Source organism: Enterobacter sp. 01-M-03-SI-ECC, from assembly GCF_047530215.1.
Classification (GTDB): domain Bacteria; phylum Pseudomonadota; class Gammaproteobacteria; order Enterobacterales; family Enterobacteriaceae; genus Enterobacter; species Enterobacter chengduensis.
Map to the genome: position 1 here is coordinate 98,602 of NZ_JBLKDA010000013.1, position 17,336 is coordinate 115,937.

The following is a 17,336-nucleotide window of genomic DNA, read 5'->3' on the forward strand; positions in this document are numbered from 1 at the left end:
GTGTACGTATTCCTGTGGATATGACCACCAGACGGATGCAGCTATCCCTGGGAAAAAACACCCATTATTGTCAGACTTATTTTTTGCGACTGTGCGCGTCTATCGTTAACTCAGATCGGGTAATTTTGCGGCAGCGTTTTTCTCTATTCCAATAAGCGGCATTAAATTATCAACCGCGGAGGCATAATTAATTGCCGAACTCCAGCCATCATACTCGGCGATTATTTTCGCTGACGTGGCCTGCCAGACATCCTGCTCAACGCTGAGCAGATCGTTTATGCTCCGCTTGCTCAGGGTGTATTCATTTTTATAAACATCGCGGGCGCGCAGCGCATTTTCCAGCTGCTGCTTCCCGGCCTCCATTCTTCCCCGCGCGCCGGTCCAGTCCGCCTGGGCGACGGAGGCTTTTTGCAGGACGTCGAAGCGCGCCTGATCGACCTGCGAGGAGGCCATCGCCCGTGCCCCTTCCGCCTGCCGCACGCGTGCGGAGACCGCGCCGCCCTGATAAAGCGGTGCGTCAATATTGAGCTGGATCTGGTCGTCCCAGTATGAACGGTTGTCCGATTCATAACGGGTGCGTCCCCCTTTCAGGCTTAACGTCGGCCAGTGCTGAGACTTCGCCGTTTCCACGCCATACTGGGCCGAACGCTCCATGTTCTGCGCGGCCATCACCGCCGGGATCAGGGAATAATCTATGCGGTTGAGCGAGTCCGGCTCCACGGCAAGATTCGCGGGCACGGGCGAATAAGCCTCGGCCTGCATCCCTGTTAATACCGCAAGCCTGGCGCGCGCGCTGTTTAAGGCAGCGTTATACTGCGCGACCGTCGCCTGCATGCCGGCAATACGGGTGCGGGTCTGGAGCTCATCAGAGGTGGAGCTCACGCCCGCGTCTGCGCGCAGCTTTGCCAGCTGCTCGACGTTTTTGAGCGCCTGAACGTTCTCTTTTGCTGCCTGCAGCAGATCGGAATAGCGTTTGACCTCGACATAGCTCAGCGCCGTTTTTTCCGCCACATCCGAAAGCGTGCCCATCAGCTGGTAGCGGTAGCTATCACGCCTGGCGGAGGACTGGCTGATGCTGTTATTGGTCTTGCCAAAATCGTACAACAGCTGCGTCAGGCTCAGTCCCCAGGCGGCTGAATTCTTCAGCGACCCGCTGGAATCGGTGGTCTGACTGTGCCCCGTGCTCCCGTTCAAGGATATTTGCGGCATCCAGCCGCTGCGCGCTTCGTCTATTTGCGCCTGGCCAATACCCAGCTGCGCGGCCTGCTGACTAATTGACGGATCGCGATCGATAGCAAAAAGAATACTTTCTTTTAAGGTCGTTGTTGCCACCGGGGCAATACCCACCTGATGGCTATTGGCGTACGCTGAATTTATGGCTAATGAAATGAATGCCATCACTGCTGTAAATCGGCATAACGTCGTTTTTCGTAATATCGTCATGTTATCTCCCTGACTCTGAGTGACACTGAAGCAATTACCCAAAAAGAGGTATAGATAATTAGACAAATATCTTATTTCGCATCCTTGCTGAATTTCAGGTAATACTCCCCATACCCATTTCCATTGGAGATGAGATCTGTCCGCGTCTTATTTCAATTAAGAATTTACTTATTTCTTAAAGTGGTTGGCAGCATAACAAAATGTGGTATAGCCCACTACACCCACAATGTTAATGTGGTGTTACAAGCAAGAAAAAATATGGGGTTTCTGGACAAAAGTCTTAAAATGACCTTTCAGATGAAACATATAAACTGCCTGTTATCTAAGGAGAATTCTTAATTGGCTCCCTGCACATTTTTGCGTTAATTTCAGAGAGGTTCAGACACAAAGATTTTCAAAGAACTGTCAGTTTACGTAACCAAAGGGAGATATTTAAAATTAAAAACGCTTAAAAAACTAATTAAAGAGATAAAATTCTGCATTATCCAAATAATATAGTTTTTACATCCATACAATAGCAATACCCTGGTGACATAAACCAAACCGTTAAATAAAACATAACAATAACATCATCGTTAACATTCAGAACGGGTTCCTCATACCTTATCAATATAATTTTAATAATCACTCAGGTGAACCATCTCTCCCCTGCCGAGCCTCCCAGGACGTTTCCCTTCTCTCTGCGTCAAAATGCTGTATTATGCAAGCTATTGCGACATTTTGCAGGAATACACCCTCATGCACAAAACCGCTCGGCAACGCTTTATCCTCGATCTCCTTAGCGAGCAGGGCCAGGCCAGCATCAGCGAACTGGCCGAAAAGCTGCAGGTTTCAGCAGATACCATTCGTCGGGATCTGACTGACCTTGAGAACCAGGGCCTTGCGCAGAAGAACCACGGCGGCGCCATCGCGCTCAATCTTTCCGCCATGAACCGTCAGGGCCGCAATACGCTCCTCCCGGAGACCAAACAGCGCCTGGGTAAACGGGTCGCGCAGCAGGTTCCGCCGGGCTCCACCCTGTTTCTGGATGCCGGAAGCACGGTGATGGCCGTCGCCACCTTTCTTCAGGGGCCGCTCACCGTCATTACCCCCTCGCTGGATATCGCCCAGCATTTTAGCGACCGGGAAGACATCGAGCTGATCCTGCTCGGCGGAAAATGGGACCACCAGCAGCGGCTGTTTGCCGGCAGCGCCACGCTGTCCCTGCTGTCCCGCTATCGGGCAGATATCGCCATTCTTGGTGCCTGCGCCATCCATGCCGAACTCGGCCTGAGCGCCGGTAAAGAAGCGGACGCCGAGGTTAAACGCGCGATGCTTGACGCAAGCCATGCGCACTGGATTGTTGCCGACCACCTGAAAGTCAACCGCTGCGAGCCCTATCTGGTTTCCGGGTTATCCAACATTCAACAGCTCTTTTTAGATCGTCCCTGGCCTGAGCTTGGGGACCCTGGCGCACTGCAGGTTACGGTGTGCGCGAATTAACGTGGAGAAGGTCATGAGTAACGTTCAAACAATCAACATTGCGCTGATCGGGTATGGATTTGTTGGTAAAACCTTCCATGCTCCGTTAATCCAGTCCGTGGACGGGATGACGCTGGCGGTGGTCTCTTCGCGTGATGAAGAGAAGGTGAAACGCGATCTGCCGGACGTGCAGGTGGTGGCGACGCCGGAGGAGGCCATTCAGCATCCGGATGTCGACCTGGTCGTAATCGCCTCCCCCAACGCCACGCACGCCCCGCTGGCGACGCTGGCCCTGAAGGCGGGTAAACACGTGGTCGTGGATAAGCCTTTTACCCTCGACATGCAGGAAGCCCGCGATCTGATTGCGCTGGCGGAAGAAAAGCAGCTTCTGCTTTCCGTTTTCCACAACCGCCGCTGGGACAGCGATTTCCTCGGCATTAAGCAGGTCATTGAGCAAGGCACGCTCGGCAAGGTTAAACACCTGGAGTCGCATATTGACCGCTTCCGCCCGGAAGTGCGCGTGCGCTGGCGCGAGCAGAACGTCCCCGGGAGTGGCCTGTGGTTTGACCTGGGGCCTCACCTGATTGACCAGACGCTCCAGCTCTTTGGCCTGCCGCTGTCGGTTCAGGGAAATATCGCGACGCTGCGCGACGGCGCAGAAATCAACGACTGGGCGCACGTGGTCTTAAACTACCCGGAGCACAAGGTTATTCTGCACGCCAGCATGCTGGTGGCTGGCGGTACGGCGCGCTTTGCCGTGCATGGGGATAAAGGCAGCGTGGTGAAAGCCAGAATCGACCAGCAGGAAGCGCAGCTGCTTTCAGGGGTGATTCCCGGCAGTGAAGCCTGGGGCGAAGACAGCGACAGCATGGTGTTCTTTGGCGCAGACGGCGCAGTGCAGACGATCCCGACGCCGAAAGGCGATCAGCGCCAGTATTACATCAGCGTGCGGGATGCGTTACGCGGGAAAATCAGCAATCCTGTCCACCCTGTCGAGGCGTTAGCGGTGATGGCCGTGCTGGAAGCGGCGGTGAAGTCCGCGGAGACGGGGTCAACCCAGGCGCTGGCGTTAACGGCCGAAGAGCGAGCTCTGCTGGGTTAAAAACAAGCCGGGTGGCGGCTACGCCTTACCCGGCCTACGATGTAAATGTAGGTCGGGTAAGCGCAGCGCCACCCGGCAAGCGTTCTAGACTACGAACGCTTTTTCGGCATCATGCGCAGAAGGGTATTATCTTTCCAGAAATAGTGATGCATCAGCGCCGCAAAGGCGTGCAGGCCAATCACAAAATAGCCCAGGTTCGCCAGCGTCTCGTGCCACGCTTTCATTTGATCCACCAGGTCAAAATTGGACTCCGCCGCATGCGGCATCGCCATGCCAAACGCAAACCAGTCGCTGCCCCGGTTATACATCATCACAATGCCGATCAGCGGCAGCGCAATAAACAGCAGATACACCACCAGATGCCCCAGATGGGACATTCCCGTCACCATCGCTTTTGGCTTCGGCTCAATCGGCGGCGCGCGGAATTTCAGGCGAACCAGCAGACGCGTCACCATCAGCACCAGGATACTGATGCCGCAGGAGACGTGGATCATATTGATCAAGGGACGCGCGGTGCGCGGGAAGAAACCTTTGAACTCCATGGCGCAGTAGGCGACGATGATTAACAGAAACACCAGCCAGTGGATGCCGATTTGCAGGCTTGTATATTTAGTGCGCATGTGATTTTCCGATGAATAACAGTCATCGCGCCAACATAATCCCATTTCCTTAAAAATTCATTAATTTTTCTGTATGGTTTTTCAAATACTTCGCCACGCATGAAGCATCTTCAATTGCCGCCCTGCTCGTGATGGTCTAAGCCTGGATGAGTTCAAACTGTCGCACCGACACGTTTACAGGAGAACACCATGAGTAAAATTGGCATTAACGGCTTTGGACGCATTGGGCGCCTTGTACTTCGTCGCCTTCTTGAAACCCAGGACAGCAATACCGTCGTTGCCATCAACGACCTCACCTCCCCGAAAGTGCTGGCCTACCTGCTCAGGCATGATTCCAACTACGGCGGCTTCCCGTGGAGCGTGGATTTCACCGAGGATGCGCTGATCGTTGACGGTAAAACCATTGCGGTCTACGCCGAAAAAGAGGCGAAGCACATTCCCTGGAAAACGGCGGGCGTAGATATCGTCGTGGAGTGCACCGGCTTTTATACCTCTGAAGAGAAATCACGGGCGCACCTGGACGCTGGCGCGAAGAAAGTGCTGATCTCGGCGCCTGCGGGCGACATGAAAACCATCGTCTACAGCGTGAATGACGATACCCTTGACGCCAGTGATACCATTATTTCCGTCGCATCCTGTACGACCAACTGCCTTGCCCCGCTGGCGAAAGCTCTGAACGATGCGTTTGAAATAAAAGTAGGCACCATGACCACCATTCACGCCTATACCGGTACCCAGGCGCTGGTGGATGGCCCGCGCGGGAAAGACCTTCGCGCCTCACGGGCGGCGGCAGAGAATATTATTCCGCACACTACCGGTGCGGCCAAAGCCATCGGTCTGGTGATCCCTGCGCTCAGCGGCAAGCTGAAAGGCCACGCGCAGCGCGTGCCGGTTAAAACGGGTTCGGTAACCGAGCTGGTGGCCATTCTGGGCAAGAAGGTCACCGTTGAGGAGATCAACGCCGCGCTGAAAAAGGCCACCCAGGGAAATAAATCGTTCGGGTACACCGATGAGGAAATCGTGTCGTCCGACGTGATTGGCTCGCACTATGGTTCGGTGTTTGACGCCACGCAGACGGAGGTGTCAGAAGCGGGAGAGCTGCAGCTGGTGAAGGCCGTAGCGTGGTATGACAACGAATATGGGTTTGTGACGCAGCTGGTGCGGACGCTGGATAAGTTTGCGGCGCTGTGATTTTCCCCCTCACCCTAACCCTCTCCCCGAAGGGGCGAGGGGATTGTTCCGTGCTCAGCTGAGTTTTCGCGCCACCTTCAGGACCGGATCCTGCTGCAGCTGTTTCCATGCGGCGGTGATGGCCTCGGGGAATTCGACGTGCGCGATAAAATCCCGCCCGGCCGGGCCATAGCCGTTCTCATCATCATACAGGCGCGGCAGCTCCCCCATCACCAGCGAAAGGTAACGCTCAACGGGCCACAGTCCGGCGTTTCCCTCGCTGAATTCCACGCTATTTTTGCCGTTTTGCAGTATTGGCGTAAACCCCGGGAAGCTTATCCACTGCGGTGACTCGGATTCATCCCGACAAACGCGGGCAAACGTCGCCATCGTGCGGCGCTGCATCGTCGGATCCTGCACCACCAGCATCCGCCCGGTCGTTCGATGGCGCTGTTTCAGCATGTTCCAGCTAAAGCGCGCGTTTTCACCACAATTGGTGGAGCGATCCTCAACCCACAGACGCGCCTCCGGGATCTGCCAGAACGCCCGCGCAATATCGGCAAGAATGCTCGCTTCCGCCCGCCCTGTAACCGGTACGGTGTGATAACGCGAGTGCGTGCGGATTGCTTCATATAAAAACGCGGTCGAATGTCCAATGCCGCCGCTAATCAGCAGCGGTACCTGCTTTTCTGCTGCAATAAGGCACGCCGCGTCAATGGTCGGGATCGCGGCGTTTCCTGCCAGGATGACCGCATCGATGTCCGGATGCTGGCAACTGCCACTGAGATCGTCCTGTGCCAGCCATTCACCAATAGTATTGATGGCCGCCAGCGTGGCATCCGGCAGGATGGGGAAATGGGTCTGCTCCATGATGAACTCCTTCTCTGTATTTCTTCAGGGTAACGACTTCAGTTTCTCAACACAACGGCAACGTCCGGCCGCTCTTTTTCCTTAAATTTACCTTCACCATTTGATTAACATGCGTAAATCATATTCACTTGAATTATCATTTGCGGCAGACGTAGAATCGCTAGCCCGCTAATTATTCAATCATTTCTAAGGTAAACGACGTTATGCGCCTGCCCGAACGCGACCCATATGCTCCTCGCGAGTGGCAGCCACATGAGAAACCCGCCCTGCTGGGTTCGCCCTCCACGCCCGAGCACAGTACGCCAAAACGCATTGCCTACGGCGTGGTTGGCCTGCTGGTGTGCCTGACGGGGGCGCTGGGAAACGCGGTGGTCACCGCTAACCTGCAAAACCTGCAGGGGACCTTCGGAGCCTGGTCGACCGAAATCGCCTGGCTGCCTGCGGTCTACGTCATGACCAACATCTCCATCAACCTGCTGCTGGTCAAGTTCCGCCAGCAGTATGGTCTGCGCGCCTTCACCGAAGGTTTTCTGGTGCTGTACGTGCTGGTGACCTTCTTCCACCTGTTCGTGAACGATCTCAGTTCGGCGCTGATGGTCCGCGCCGCGCACGGAATGGTGGCCGCCGCGCTCAGCTCATTAGGGATTTACTATCAGATCCAGGCCTGGCCTGCGAAGCACCGCCTGAAGGCGCTCACCATCGGGATCACCGGCTCGTCGCTCGCCATCCCGCTGGCCCGCCTGTTCTCGACCGAGCTGCTGCAGCTGGACGAGTGGCGCGGCCTCTATTTCTTCGAGCTGGGGCTGGCGCTGATCTCCCTGGCCTGCGTGATAGCCTTGAAACTGCCGCCGGGCGACCGGCGCAAGGTCTTTGAGAAAAAAGACTTTATCACCTTCTTTTTAATGGCGCCCGGAATGGCCCTGCTCTGCGCCGTGCTCTCGTTAGGCCGCCTTGACTGGTGGTTCGAGGCGCCGTGGATCGGCTGGTCGCTGGCGCTCTCGCTGGTGCTGATCGTGGCGGCCATCGTCTTTGAGCATAACCGCGCCAACCCGCTGCTGAACACCCGCTGGCTGTCGAGCGGCAGCATCGTTCGTCTGGGGCTGATCATGCTGCTGATCCGTATCGTGCTGGCAGAGCAAAACACCGGCGTCATCGGCTGGCTGCAGTACGTGGGGTTACAGAACGAGCAGATGACGCACCTGGCGTGGTCTATTTTTGCCGGGATCGTCTGCGGGATCGTCACCAGCTGTCTGACCATCAAGCCGACGAAGCTGGCCTGGCCGATTATTACCTCCCTGGCGCTGATGATTGTTGCCTCGCTGCTGGACAGCCAGTCTAATAACCTGACCCGCCCGGACCAGCTGATGGTAAGCCAGTTCCTGCTGGGCTTTGGCAGCGCCTTCTTCCTGGCGCCCGCCATGCTGGCCGCGATTGGCGGGGTGATCGCCGACCCGCGCAACCTGGTCAGCTTCTCGGTGATGTTTGGCATGAGCCAGAACCTCGGCGGCCTGCTGGGCTCCGCGATCCTCGGCACCTTCCAGACCTGGCGCGAGAAGTACCACTCCAGCCTGCTGGCGGACCAGCTCACCACGCTCAACCCGCTGGTCAACGAGCGCATTCAGCTTTATACCCAAATGTACAAAAGCCTGATTGGCGACAGCTCGCTGCTGGGCACGCAGGCAATAACGCAGCTGCAAACGGTAACCGCACTGGAGGCGAATATTCTGGCCTACAACGATACTTATCTGCTGACGGCGAGCATCGCTGCCGCCACGCTGGTCTGGATTTTATGGCGCTTGCTGCGCCTGCGCATCACTGCCCGTCTGGCGCTGAAGAACGCCACCGGCAACAAATAATTGAAAGAGTTCTGGAGAGTTTATGAGTCAGCAGGATGCCGCCAAAGAGCAGGCCAACACCCGCAAAAATGTGCGCATTGTTTCCGTTTTCACCGCCGCGGCTATCGGTCTTGTCGGCGTGCTGGTGATCCTTTATGCGTGGCAGCTGCCGCCGTTCACCCGCCACGCGCAGTTTACCGACAACGCCTACGTGCGCGGTCAGACGACGTTTATCAGCCCGCAGGTAAACGGCTATATCACCGAGGTGCATGTTCAGGACTTTGTGCAGGTCAAAAAAGGCGACCTGCTGCTGCAGATTGATGACCGTATCTATCGTCAGCGCGTACATCAGGCCGAGGCGCAGCTGGCGATGAAGGTTGCCGCGCTCAATAACAACCTGCAGCAGCGCAAAAGCGCCGAAGCGACGATCGCCAAAAATGACGCCGCGCTGAAAAACGCCCGCGCCCAGAGCCTGAAAACCCAGGCGGATTTAAAGCGGGTGAAAGAGCTGACGTCAGACGGCTCGCTCTCCATTCGCGAGCGCGACGCGGCGCTGGCCAGCGCCGCCCAGGGCAGCGCCGATATCGACCAGGCGAAAGCCGCGCTTGAGATGTCGCGTCAGGATCTGCAGACGGTAATCGTCAATCGCGGCGCGCTGGAGGCGGACGTTGAAAACGCCAAGGCGGCGCTGGAGCTGGCGCAGATTGACCTGCAAAACACCCGCATTGTGGCGCCGCGTGACGGTCAGCTCGGCCAGATCGCCGTACGCCTCGGGGCCTATGTGACCGCCGGAACCCATCTCACCACCCTTGTGCCCCCTCAGCACTGGGTCATCGCCAATATTAAAGAGACCCAGCTCGCGGAGCTGCGCGTCGGTCAGCCGGTCAAATTCACCGTCGATGCCCTGAACGACAGGGCCTATCAGGGCCGCGTGGAGAGCATCTCTCCCGCAACCGGCGTGGAGTTCAGCGCCATCACGCCGGACAACGCCACCGGCAACTTTGTCAAAATCGCCCAGCGTATTCCGGTGCGCATCGAGGTGCTCGGCAAGCCAGAAGATTCGGCGCTGCTGCGTCCGGGCATGTCGGTGCAGGTGACCATTGATACGCGGGAGGCGAAGTAATGATCCTTCGTCCGATAGCCGCGCTGGTGGCGGCGGCGATGCTTGCCGGATGCCAGTCCGTCGATGTCAAACCGGCGCAGCCAACGCTGCACATCCCCACCCAGTGGCGTGCTGAGGCTGGCCCAGCGAGCCCGACGCAACAGCTCTGGTGGCGCAACTTCCACGACAATCATCTCAACCGCTATGTGGACCAGGCGCTACGGCATAACAGCGACGTGCTGATCGCCCGGGAACGCATTAACGAGTATCAGGCGCGGGTGTTTGCGGCCGACGGCAGCCTGTTTCCCTCGCTCGACGCGGGCGTCACGGGGACGCGCGCGCGTTCGCAATCCGCCGCGACCGGGCTGCCGGTCTACGGCACGCTGTACAGAGGAAGCCTGACGGCGAGCTATGACGTGGATATCTGGGGCGTCAACCGCAGCACGGCCAATGCCGCCGAAGCCTCGCTGGCGGCGCAAAAAGCCGCCGCCGCCGCCGCAGATTTGACCGTCGCGTCTTCCGTTGCGTCCGGCTATGTCACCCTGCTCTCGCTTGACGAACAGCTGCGCGTGACCGAATCCACGCTGAAATCGCGCGAAGAAGCGTTTAACCTCGCGAAGCGTCAGTTTGAAACGGGCTACACCTCGCGCCTGGAGCTGATGCAGTCGGATTCCGAACTGCGCTCAACGCGGGCGCAGGTGCCGGTGCTGCAGCACCAGATTGCACAGCAGGAGAATGCGCTGAGCCTGCTGCTGGGCAGCAACCCCGGCGCGGTAGCGCGAAGCGAAAGCTTTGCGGCCCTGACGCCGCTGGCGCTGCCGTCGCAGCTGCCCTCTACGCTCCTGAACCGTCGGCCGGATATTGTTCAGGCCGAACGACAGCTGGTGGCGGCGGATGCCACGCTTGCCGCGTCGCGCGCCAGCCTGCTGCCGTCGATCAACCTGACCGCGACCGGATCGATTCAGGATCGCACCCTGTCCGGCCTGCTGGACAACCCGCTTCAGCTCTGGAGCGTCGGGGGCAGTATTCTCGCCCCGCTGCTGAACCGCCAGGCGCTCAATGCGCAGGTAGATATTTCCCAGTCCCAGCGTAACCAGGCGCTGTACGCCTATGAAAAAACCGTGCGTAACGCGTTTGCCGAAGTGAACAACAGCCTTGACGCTATTTCGCGCTATCAGGAACAGCTGACCGAGCTGCTTGCCCAGCAGGATGTGGCCCAGGAGACGCTGCGCATTGCGCAGAATCGCTATCGCAACGGCTATTCTTCCTATCTGGACGTGCTGGACGCGCAGCGCACCCTGTTCTCGGTCCAGACCAGCGTCGTGCAGGTGAAAAATAACCTGCTGCTGGCGCAGATTGATTTGTATAAAGCGCTGGGCGGCGGCTGGACCAGTGCCTGAAGACCTGCCCGGTGGCGCTACGCGTGCCGGGCCTACATTTGCCCCGTAGGCCGGGTAAGGCGCAGCCGCCACCCGGCAATTCCCACAAGGAATCAATCTATGCAACAACCGTGGTCTGCTGTAGATAATTACATGATCTCTTCGCTTATTCCTGATGATGACGTTCTGGAACAGGTCCTGGAAAACAACAAGCGCGCCGGGCTGCCTGAACACGACGTCGCGGCCAATCAGGGGCAGCTGCTGGCGCTGTTCGTGCGCATGGCGCAGGCAAGACGCATTCTCGAGATCGGCACGCTGGGCGCCTACAGTTCAATCTGGATGGCGCGTGCCCTGCCGCCGGACGGCAAGCTGGTTACGCTCGAGGCTGACGCGAGGCATGCAGACGTTGCGCGTCAGAATATTCATCTCGCAGGACTCAGCGAACGTATTGAATTGATTGAAGGCCCGGCGCTGAGCTCGCTCGAAAATTTCGGTGACGTTCCGCCGTTCGACCTGATCTTTATCGATGCCGATAAGCCCAACAATCCCGGCTATCTGGAGTGGGCGCTGCACTATTCCCGCCCCGGCACGGTGATTATCGGCGATAATGTGGTGCGCGAGGGTGAAGTGGTTAACGGGCAAAGCGACGACGCGCGCGTGCAGGGCGTGCGGCGTTTTATCGAGATGACTGGAGATAACCCGCGCTTAACCGCCACCGCGCTGCAAACGGTGGGGGTTAAGGGGTGGGATGGATTTACGCTGGCGATGGTGAACGGGTGAAAAAAGCCGGGTGGCGGCTTCGCCTTACCCGGCCTACATTTCGCCCCGTAGGCCCGGTAAGCGCAGCGCCACCGGGCAAGGCTCTTAGCCGGAAATCTGCTCCATCGCCTGCAGGATACGCTTATCCGAAATCGGATACGGCGTACCGAGCTGCTGGGCAAAGAAGCTGACGCGCAGCTCCTCGATCATCCAGCGGATCGCCTGAACGTCTTCATCGTCGCGGCGGGCAGGCGGCAGCTTGTTGAGCCACTGCTGCCACGCCTGCTGCACGCTTTCCACTTTCAGCATCTGCGCGCGGTCGCGGTGCGGATCGACCGCCATTTTCTCCAGGCGTTTTTCGATCGCCTGCAGATAGCGCAGCGTATCGCCGAGGCGCTTAAAGCCGTTGCCGGTGACGAAGCCGCGATAGACCAGCCCCGCCATCTGCGCCTTCACGTCCGACAGCCCCAGCGCCATGGTCATATCCACGCGCCCCTTCAGGCGCTTGTTGATGTTGAACACGGCGGTCAGGATCTGCTCGACCTGTTTGGCAATCTCCACCACGGTGTCGTTCAGCTCCGCGCGCACCTTCTCATGAAGCTGGGCAAAGCCCTCTTCCGTCCACACCGGGCCGCCCGCCTCGTGGATCAGCTTGTCCACGCCGCAGGAGATGCAGTCGTCAATCAGATCCAGCACCTTGCCGTACGGGTTAAAGTACAGCCCCAGCTTGGCCTTGTTCGGCAGCTTCTCGTGCAGATACTTGATCGGCGACGGGATGTTGAGCAGCAGCAGGCGACGCAGCCCGCGCCACATCATCTGCTGCTGTTCCTGCGGGTTATCAAACAGCTTAATCGCCACGCTGTCGCGCTCGTCCACCAGCGCGGGCCAGGCTTTCACCTTATAGTTGCCGCGCTTCTGCTCGTAGCTTTCCGGAAGCTGACCAAAGCTCCAGATGTGCAGCCCGCTCTGTTCGATACCGTCATCCGCTACTGCCGAAAGCGTTTCCTGAACCTTCCCCTTCAGCGCCTCTTTCAGCTCGCTCAGGGAGCGCCCTTCCAGCAGCTTTTTGTTTTTATCGTCCACCACGCGGAAGCTGATTTTAAGGTGATCGGGCACCTGATCCCAGTTCCAGTCCTCGCGGTCAATGGTGGTGCCGGTCATGCGGCGGAACTCGCGCTCCAGCGCGTCCAGCAGCGGCAGCTCCAGCGGCGTGACGCGGCCCAAAAACGCTTCCGCATAGTTCGGCGCGGGCACAAAGTTACGGCGCACCGGCTTCGGCAGCGATTTAATCAGCGCAATCACCAGCTCGCGGCGCAGTCCGGGGATTTGCCACTCGAACCCGCTCTCTTCGACCTGGTTTAACAGCGGCAGCGGAATGTGGACGGTCACGCCGTCCGCGTCTGCGCCCGGTTCAAACTGATAGGTCAGACGCAGCTTGAGGTTGCCCTGATGCCAGAAGTTCGGGTAGTCGAGCTTGCTGACCGACTCCGCCCCCTCTTTAATCAGCATGCTCTTTTCAAAGTTGAGCAGGTCCGGCGTCTCTTTGCTGGCCTTCTTCCACCAGCTGTCGAAATGGCGGGCGGAAATCACGTCGTGGCTGATGCGCTGGTCGTAAAACTCGAACAGCGCTTCATCGTCCACCAGAATGTCGCGGCGGCGGGACTTATGCTCCAGCTCTTCCACCTCGGCGCGCAGCTTGAGGTTTTCACGGAAGAAGGCGTGACGCGTCTGCCAGTCGCCCTCCACCAGCGCGTGGCGGATAAACAGCTCGCGGCTGAGCGCCGGATCGATCTGGCTGTAGTTGACCTTACGCGAGGCCACCACCGGCAGGCCGTAAACGGTCACCTTCTCGGTCGCCATCACCGCGCCCTGCGCGCGCTCCCAGTGCGGTTCACTGTACGACCGTTTCAGCAGGTGCTGCGCCACCGGCTCCACCCATTCCGGATCGATTCGTGCCGCAATGCGCCCCCACAGGCGGCTGGTTTCTACCAGTTCGGCGACCATGGTCCATTTCGGCGGCTTCTTGAACAAACCGGAACCCGGGAAGATGGAGAAACGGGCATTGCGCGCGCCGGTATACTCCTGCTTTTCGGCGTCCTTCATCCCAATGTGGGACAGCAGGCCGGTCAGCAGCGCGATATGCACTTCGCGGTACTCCGCCGGTTCACTGTTTACCGGAATACCCAGCTCTTTCACCACCTGGCGCAGCTGGGTGTAGATATCCTGCCACTCGCGCACGCGCAGGTAGTTGAGGAAATCCACGCGGCACTGGCGGCGGAACTGGTTCGAGGAGAGCGCCTTCTGCTGCTCGCCGAGGTAGTTCCACAGGTTCACGAAGGCGAGGAAATCGGACTCTTTGTCGTGGAAGCGACGGTGTTTTTCATCTGACGCCTGCTGTTTGTCCATCGGACGCTCGCGCGGATCCTGAATGGAGAGCGCCGAGGTAATGATCATCGCCTCGCGCACGCAGCCGTGCTTTTGCGCTTCCAGCACCATGCGCGCCAGACGCGGATCGACCGGCAGCTGGCTGAGCTGGCGGCCCAGCGGCGTCAGCTTGTAGACCGTCGCCTGCTCGTCGGTGGTAATCGCCCCGAGCTCTTCCAGCAGACGGACGCCGTCCTGAATGTTGCGCTTATCCGGCGCCTCGACGAACGGGAACGCGGCGATGTCGCCCAGCCCCAGCGCGGTCATCTGCAGGATAACGGACGCCAGGTTGGTGCGCAGAATCTCCGGGTCGGTAAACTCGGGGCGCGAGAGGAAGTCGTCTTCGGAATAGAGACGAATACAGATCCCCTCCGACACGCGGCCGCAGCGGCCTTTACGCTGGTTAGCCGACGCCTGGGAGACCGGCTCAATCGGCAGCCGCTGCACCTTGGTGCGGTAGCTGTAGCGGCTGATGCGCGCCGTGCCCGGGTCGATCACGTATTTGATCCCCGGCACGGTCAGCGAGGTTTCCGCCACGTTGGTCGCCAGCACGATGCGCCGCCCGCCGTGCGGCTGGAAGACGCGGTTTTGCTCGCTGTTCGACAGACGGGCGTACAGCGGCAGGATCTCCGTGTGGCGCAGGTCGCGCTTGCTGAGCGCGTCGGCGGTATCGCGGATTTCGCGTTCGCCGCTCATGAAGATCAGGATGTCGCCCGCGCTTTCGTTGCCCAGCTCGTCAACGGCATCGAAAATGGCCTGCAGCTGGTCGCGCTCGGTATCGTCCGCCTCTTCAACAATCGGGCGATAGCGCACTTCTACCGGGTACGTGCGTCCTGACACTTCGATAATCGGCGCATTGTTGAAATGCTTTGAGAAGCGCTCCGGATCGATGGTCGCGGAGGTGATGATGACTTTCAGATCCGGACGACGCGGCAGCAGCTCTTTCAGGTAGCCGAGCAGGAAGTCGATGTTCAGGCTGCGCTCGTGCGCTTCGTCGATGATGATGGTGTCATACTGCATCAGCAGCCTGTCCTGCTGGATTTCCGCCAGCAGGATACCGTCCGTCATCAGCTTGACCATGGTGTTATCGCTGACGTGGTCGCTGAATCGCACCTTGTAACCGATGCAGCCGCCCGGCTCCGTTTGCAGCTCTTCGGCAATACGGTTCGCCACGGTGCGCGCTGCCAGACGACGCGGCTGGGTGTGGCCAATCAGGCCTTTCACCCCGCGCCCCAGCTCCATGCAGATTTTCGGCAGCTGGGTGGTTTTGCCCGAACCGGTTTCCCCCGCGACGATCACCACCTGGTGGTCGCGGACGGCCTCAAGGATGTCCTGCTTTTTCTGGCTAACGGGCAGGTTTTCCGGGTAGGTAATCGCTGGACGCGCGGCTTCGCGCAGCACAACCTTACCTGCCGCCTGTTCAATCTCTTTCGCCATCTCCTGGTAAATGGCCTGCTGTGCATCAGGATTTTTAACCTTCTTCACGCCGTGCAGACGGCGGGCAAAGCGCTGTTTGTCGCGCAGCGTCAGGGCATCAAGCTGTTGCAGGAGCATCGGGAAGGTTAATTTTTGTTGTTCTGTCATAGCGTTAATGGGCAGTGCTCTGCCGGGTAAAATCTCTTTTTAATGATTGCTATAGAGTACCACATTGACGCTTTACGCGCCTTATTCAAAAAATTCGAACATAGGCTTCGATATATTGCGCTATCTCTGTGGCAGGATTGTGAATAGAGTGTCAACAAGCAACGGGGCAACCCCCTTCAATCAAATGCAAAACAGGAATCACCCATGAGCAAAGTATTAGTTTTGAAATCCAGTATTCTGGCAGGGTACTCTCAGTCTGGTCAGCTGTCCGATTATTTCGTTGAGCAGTGGCGTGAACAGCATTCCGCTGACGAAATCACCGTGCGTGACCTGGCGGCGAACCCAATTCCTGTGCTGGACGGTGAACTGGTTGGCGCGCTGCGTCCGAGCGATGCGCCGCTGAGCCCGCGTCAGCAGGAAGCCCTGGCCCTGTCCGACGAACTGATTGCTGAGCTGCAGGCGCACGACGTTATCGTCATCAACGCCCCAATGTACAACTTCAACATCCCAACCCAGCTGAAGAACTACTTCGACCTGGTGGCGCGTGCGGGCGTAACCTTCCGCTACACCGAGAACGGCCCGGAAGGTCTGGTTAAAGGCAAGCGTGCGATCGTGCTGACCAGCCGTGGCGGTATCCACAAAGATACCCCAACCGACCTGGTTGCGCCGTACCTGAGCCTGTTCCTCGGCTTCATCGGCATCACTGACGTGAACTTCGTCTTCGCGGAAGGCATCGCTTACGGTCCTGAAGTGGCGACCAAAGCGCAGACCGACGCGAAAGCCGCGATCGACAGCCTGGTTGCAGCGTAAGATTTCCCCCTCTCACCGCCCGGTGGGAGGGTTTTTCTTTTCCCCGCATTTCGCTATCATCCGCTCCCACTCTCCAGCCGGGCGGCCTGATGTCTGCGATTATTGATTCTTTTATTGCCCCACCGTGTCACGACGACATTGCGATCCTCTGGCAGGATGAACATCTGCTGCTGATCGATAAGCCTTCCGGCCTGCTTAGCCTTTCGGGCAAAAATCCGCAAAACCTTGATTCCGTCCACTATCGTCTGGTCCAGACCTTCCCGGGCTGCACGCTGGTGCACCGTCTCGATTTCGGCACATCCGGGCTGATGGTGGTGGCGCGCAATAAAGCCATCAACGCGGTGCTTTGTCAGCAGTTCAGCCAGCGCAGCGTGGAGAAAGGTTACAGCGCCCTGCTTTGCGGGCATCTGGAAAACGATGAGGGAGTCATAGACGCGCCCATTGCCAAAGACCCGGCGCTGTTCCCGCTGATGTCGATCTGCGCCATCAACGGTAAACCCGCCCGCTCTCGCTATCGGGTGGTGGAGCGGTTTTATCAGGAGACGGGGCTGCCGTTAACGCGGGTGGAACTGACGCCGGAGACCGGGCGAACCCATCAGCTGCGCATTCACTGTCAGCATCTGGGACACCCGATTCTGGGCTGCGATCTGTATGGCGGTCTTGACGCGCCGGGAGCTGAGGGAGCGTCCCGGCTGATGCTGCATGCCAGCAAACTCAATTTTATTCATCCCGTAAGCGGCGAGCCGATGAATGCCCATCACGCCGCTCCGTTCTGAA

13 protein-coding genes are annotated in these 17,336 nt (G+C 58.4%); 9 read left to right on the forward strand and 4 right to left on the reverse strand.

Annotation, left to right across the window (positions count from 1 at the left end; genetic code table 11):
- Window positions 1–105: 105 nt before the first annotated feature.
- A complete protein-coding gene (locus ACMWKK_RS13675; protein WP_112780281.1) occupies window positions 106–1,443 on the reverse strand; it encodes a TolC family outer membrane protein in 1,338 nt (445 codons plus the stop codon).
- Window positions 1,444–2,181: 738 nt separating this feature from the next.
- Here ACMWKK_RS13675 and ACMWKK_RS13680 point away from each other — a divergent pair.
- On the forward strand, window positions 2,182–2,925 hold the full coding sequence (locus ACMWKK_RS13680) for a DeoR/GlpR family DNA-binding transcription regulator (protein ID WP_112780282.1): 744 nt from the start codon (window positions 2,182–2,184) through the stop codon (window positions 2,923–2,925).
- Between the two features lie 13 nt (window positions 2,926–2,938).
- Window positions 2,939–4,006 carry an oxidoreductase gene (locus ACMWKK_RS13685; RefSeq protein ID WP_112780283.1) on the forward strand — a complete coding sequence of 356 codons (1,068 nt, stop codon included), beginning with the start codon at window positions 2,939–2,941 and terminating at the stop codon, window positions 4,004–4,006.
- An 89-nt stretch (window positions 4,007–4,095) separates the two neighbouring features.
- Here ACMWKK_RS13685 and cybB read toward each other — a convergent pair whose 3' ends face one another.
- Complete coding sequence (cybB, locus tag ACMWKK_RS13690) at window positions 4,096–4,626, reverse strand: cytochrome b561 (protein WP_112780284.1); 531 nt, start codon at window positions 4,624–4,626, stop codon at window positions 4,096–4,098.
- Window positions 4,627–4,815: 189 nt separating this feature from the next.
- Here cybB and gap point away from each other — a divergent pair, with 189 nt between their 5' ends.
- Window positions 4,816–5,817, forward strand: coding sequence for a type I glyceraldehyde-3-phosphate dehydrogenase (gene gap / locus ACMWKK_RS13695; protein WP_045330161.1), 1,002 nt, complete (start codon window positions 4,816–4,818; stop codon window positions 5,815–5,817).
- Window positions 5,818–5,871: 54 nt separating this feature from the next.
- On the opposite strand, the gene ACMWKK_RS13700 is transcribed toward gap, so the two are convergent.
- Complete coding sequence (locus tag ACMWKK_RS13700; RefSeq protein WP_112780285.1) at window positions 5,872–6,666, reverse strand: YdcF family protein; 795 nt, start codon at window positions 6,664–6,666, stop codon at window positions 5,872–5,874.
- A 203-nt stretch (window positions 6,667–6,869) separates the two neighbouring features.
- Here ACMWKK_RS13700 and ACMWKK_RS13705 point away from each other — a divergent pair, with 203 nt between their 5' ends.
- The 4 genes from ACMWKK_RS13705 (at window position 6,870) to ACMWKK_RS13720 (ending at window position 11,762) form a co-directional block, all read left to right on the forward strand.
- Window positions 6,870–8,522: an MFS transporter gene (locus tag ACMWKK_RS13705; RefSeq protein ID WP_112780286.1), complete on the forward strand. Its 1,653-nt coding sequence runs from the start codon at window positions 6,870–6,872 to the stop codon at window positions 8,520–8,522.
- Window positions 8,523–8,544: 22 nt separating this feature from the next.
- Complete coding sequence (locus ACMWKK_RS13710) at window positions 8,545–9,624, forward strand: HlyD family secretion protein (RefSeq protein WP_045330150.1); 1,080 nt, start codon at window positions 8,545–8,547, stop codon at window positions 9,622–9,624.
- On the forward strand, window positions 9,624–11,003 hold the full coding sequence (locus tag ACMWKK_RS13715; protein ID WP_112780287.1) for an efflux transporter outer membrane subunit: 1,380 nt from the start codon (window positions 9,624–9,626) through the stop codon (window positions 11,001–11,003). Before ACMWKK_RS13710 ends, ACMWKK_RS13715 begins: the two co-directional genes overlap by 1 nt.
- Window positions 11,004–11,102: 99 nt before the next feature.
- Window positions 11,103–11,762, forward strand: coding sequence for an O-methyltransferase (locus ACMWKK_RS13720; RefSeq protein WP_112780288.1), 660 nt, complete (start codon window positions 11,103–11,105; stop codon window positions 11,760–11,762).
- Window positions 11,763–11,846: 84 nt separating this feature from the next.
- Here ACMWKK_RS13720 and hrpA read toward each other — a convergent pair whose 3' ends face one another.
- Complete coding sequence (gene hrpA, locus ACMWKK_RS13725; RefSeq protein ID WP_112780289.1) at window positions 11,847–15,749, reverse strand: ATP-dependent RNA helicase HrpA; 3,903 nt, start codon at window positions 15,747–15,749, stop codon at window positions 11,847–11,849.
- A gap of 204 nt (window positions 15,750–15,953) precedes the next feature.
- On the opposite strand from hrpA, the gene azoR reads away from it, so the two are divergent.
- Both azoR and ACMWKK_RS13735 read left to right on the forward strand, forming a co-directional pair.
- Complete coding sequence (gene azoR, locus ACMWKK_RS13730) at window positions 15,954–16,559, forward strand: FMN-dependent NADH-azoreductase (RefSeq protein WP_008502313.1); 606 nt, start codon at window positions 15,954–15,956, stop codon at window positions 16,557–16,559.
- A gap of 89 nt (window positions 16,560–16,648) precedes the next feature.
- Window positions 16,649–17,335 (forward strand): RluA family pseudouridine synthase, encoded by a 687-nt coding sequence (locus ACMWKK_RS13735; RefSeq protein ID WP_112780290.1) that lies wholly within the window; start codon window positions 16,649–16,651, stop codon window positions 17,333–17,335.
- The last annotated feature ends 1 nt before the right edge of the window (window position 17,336 follow it).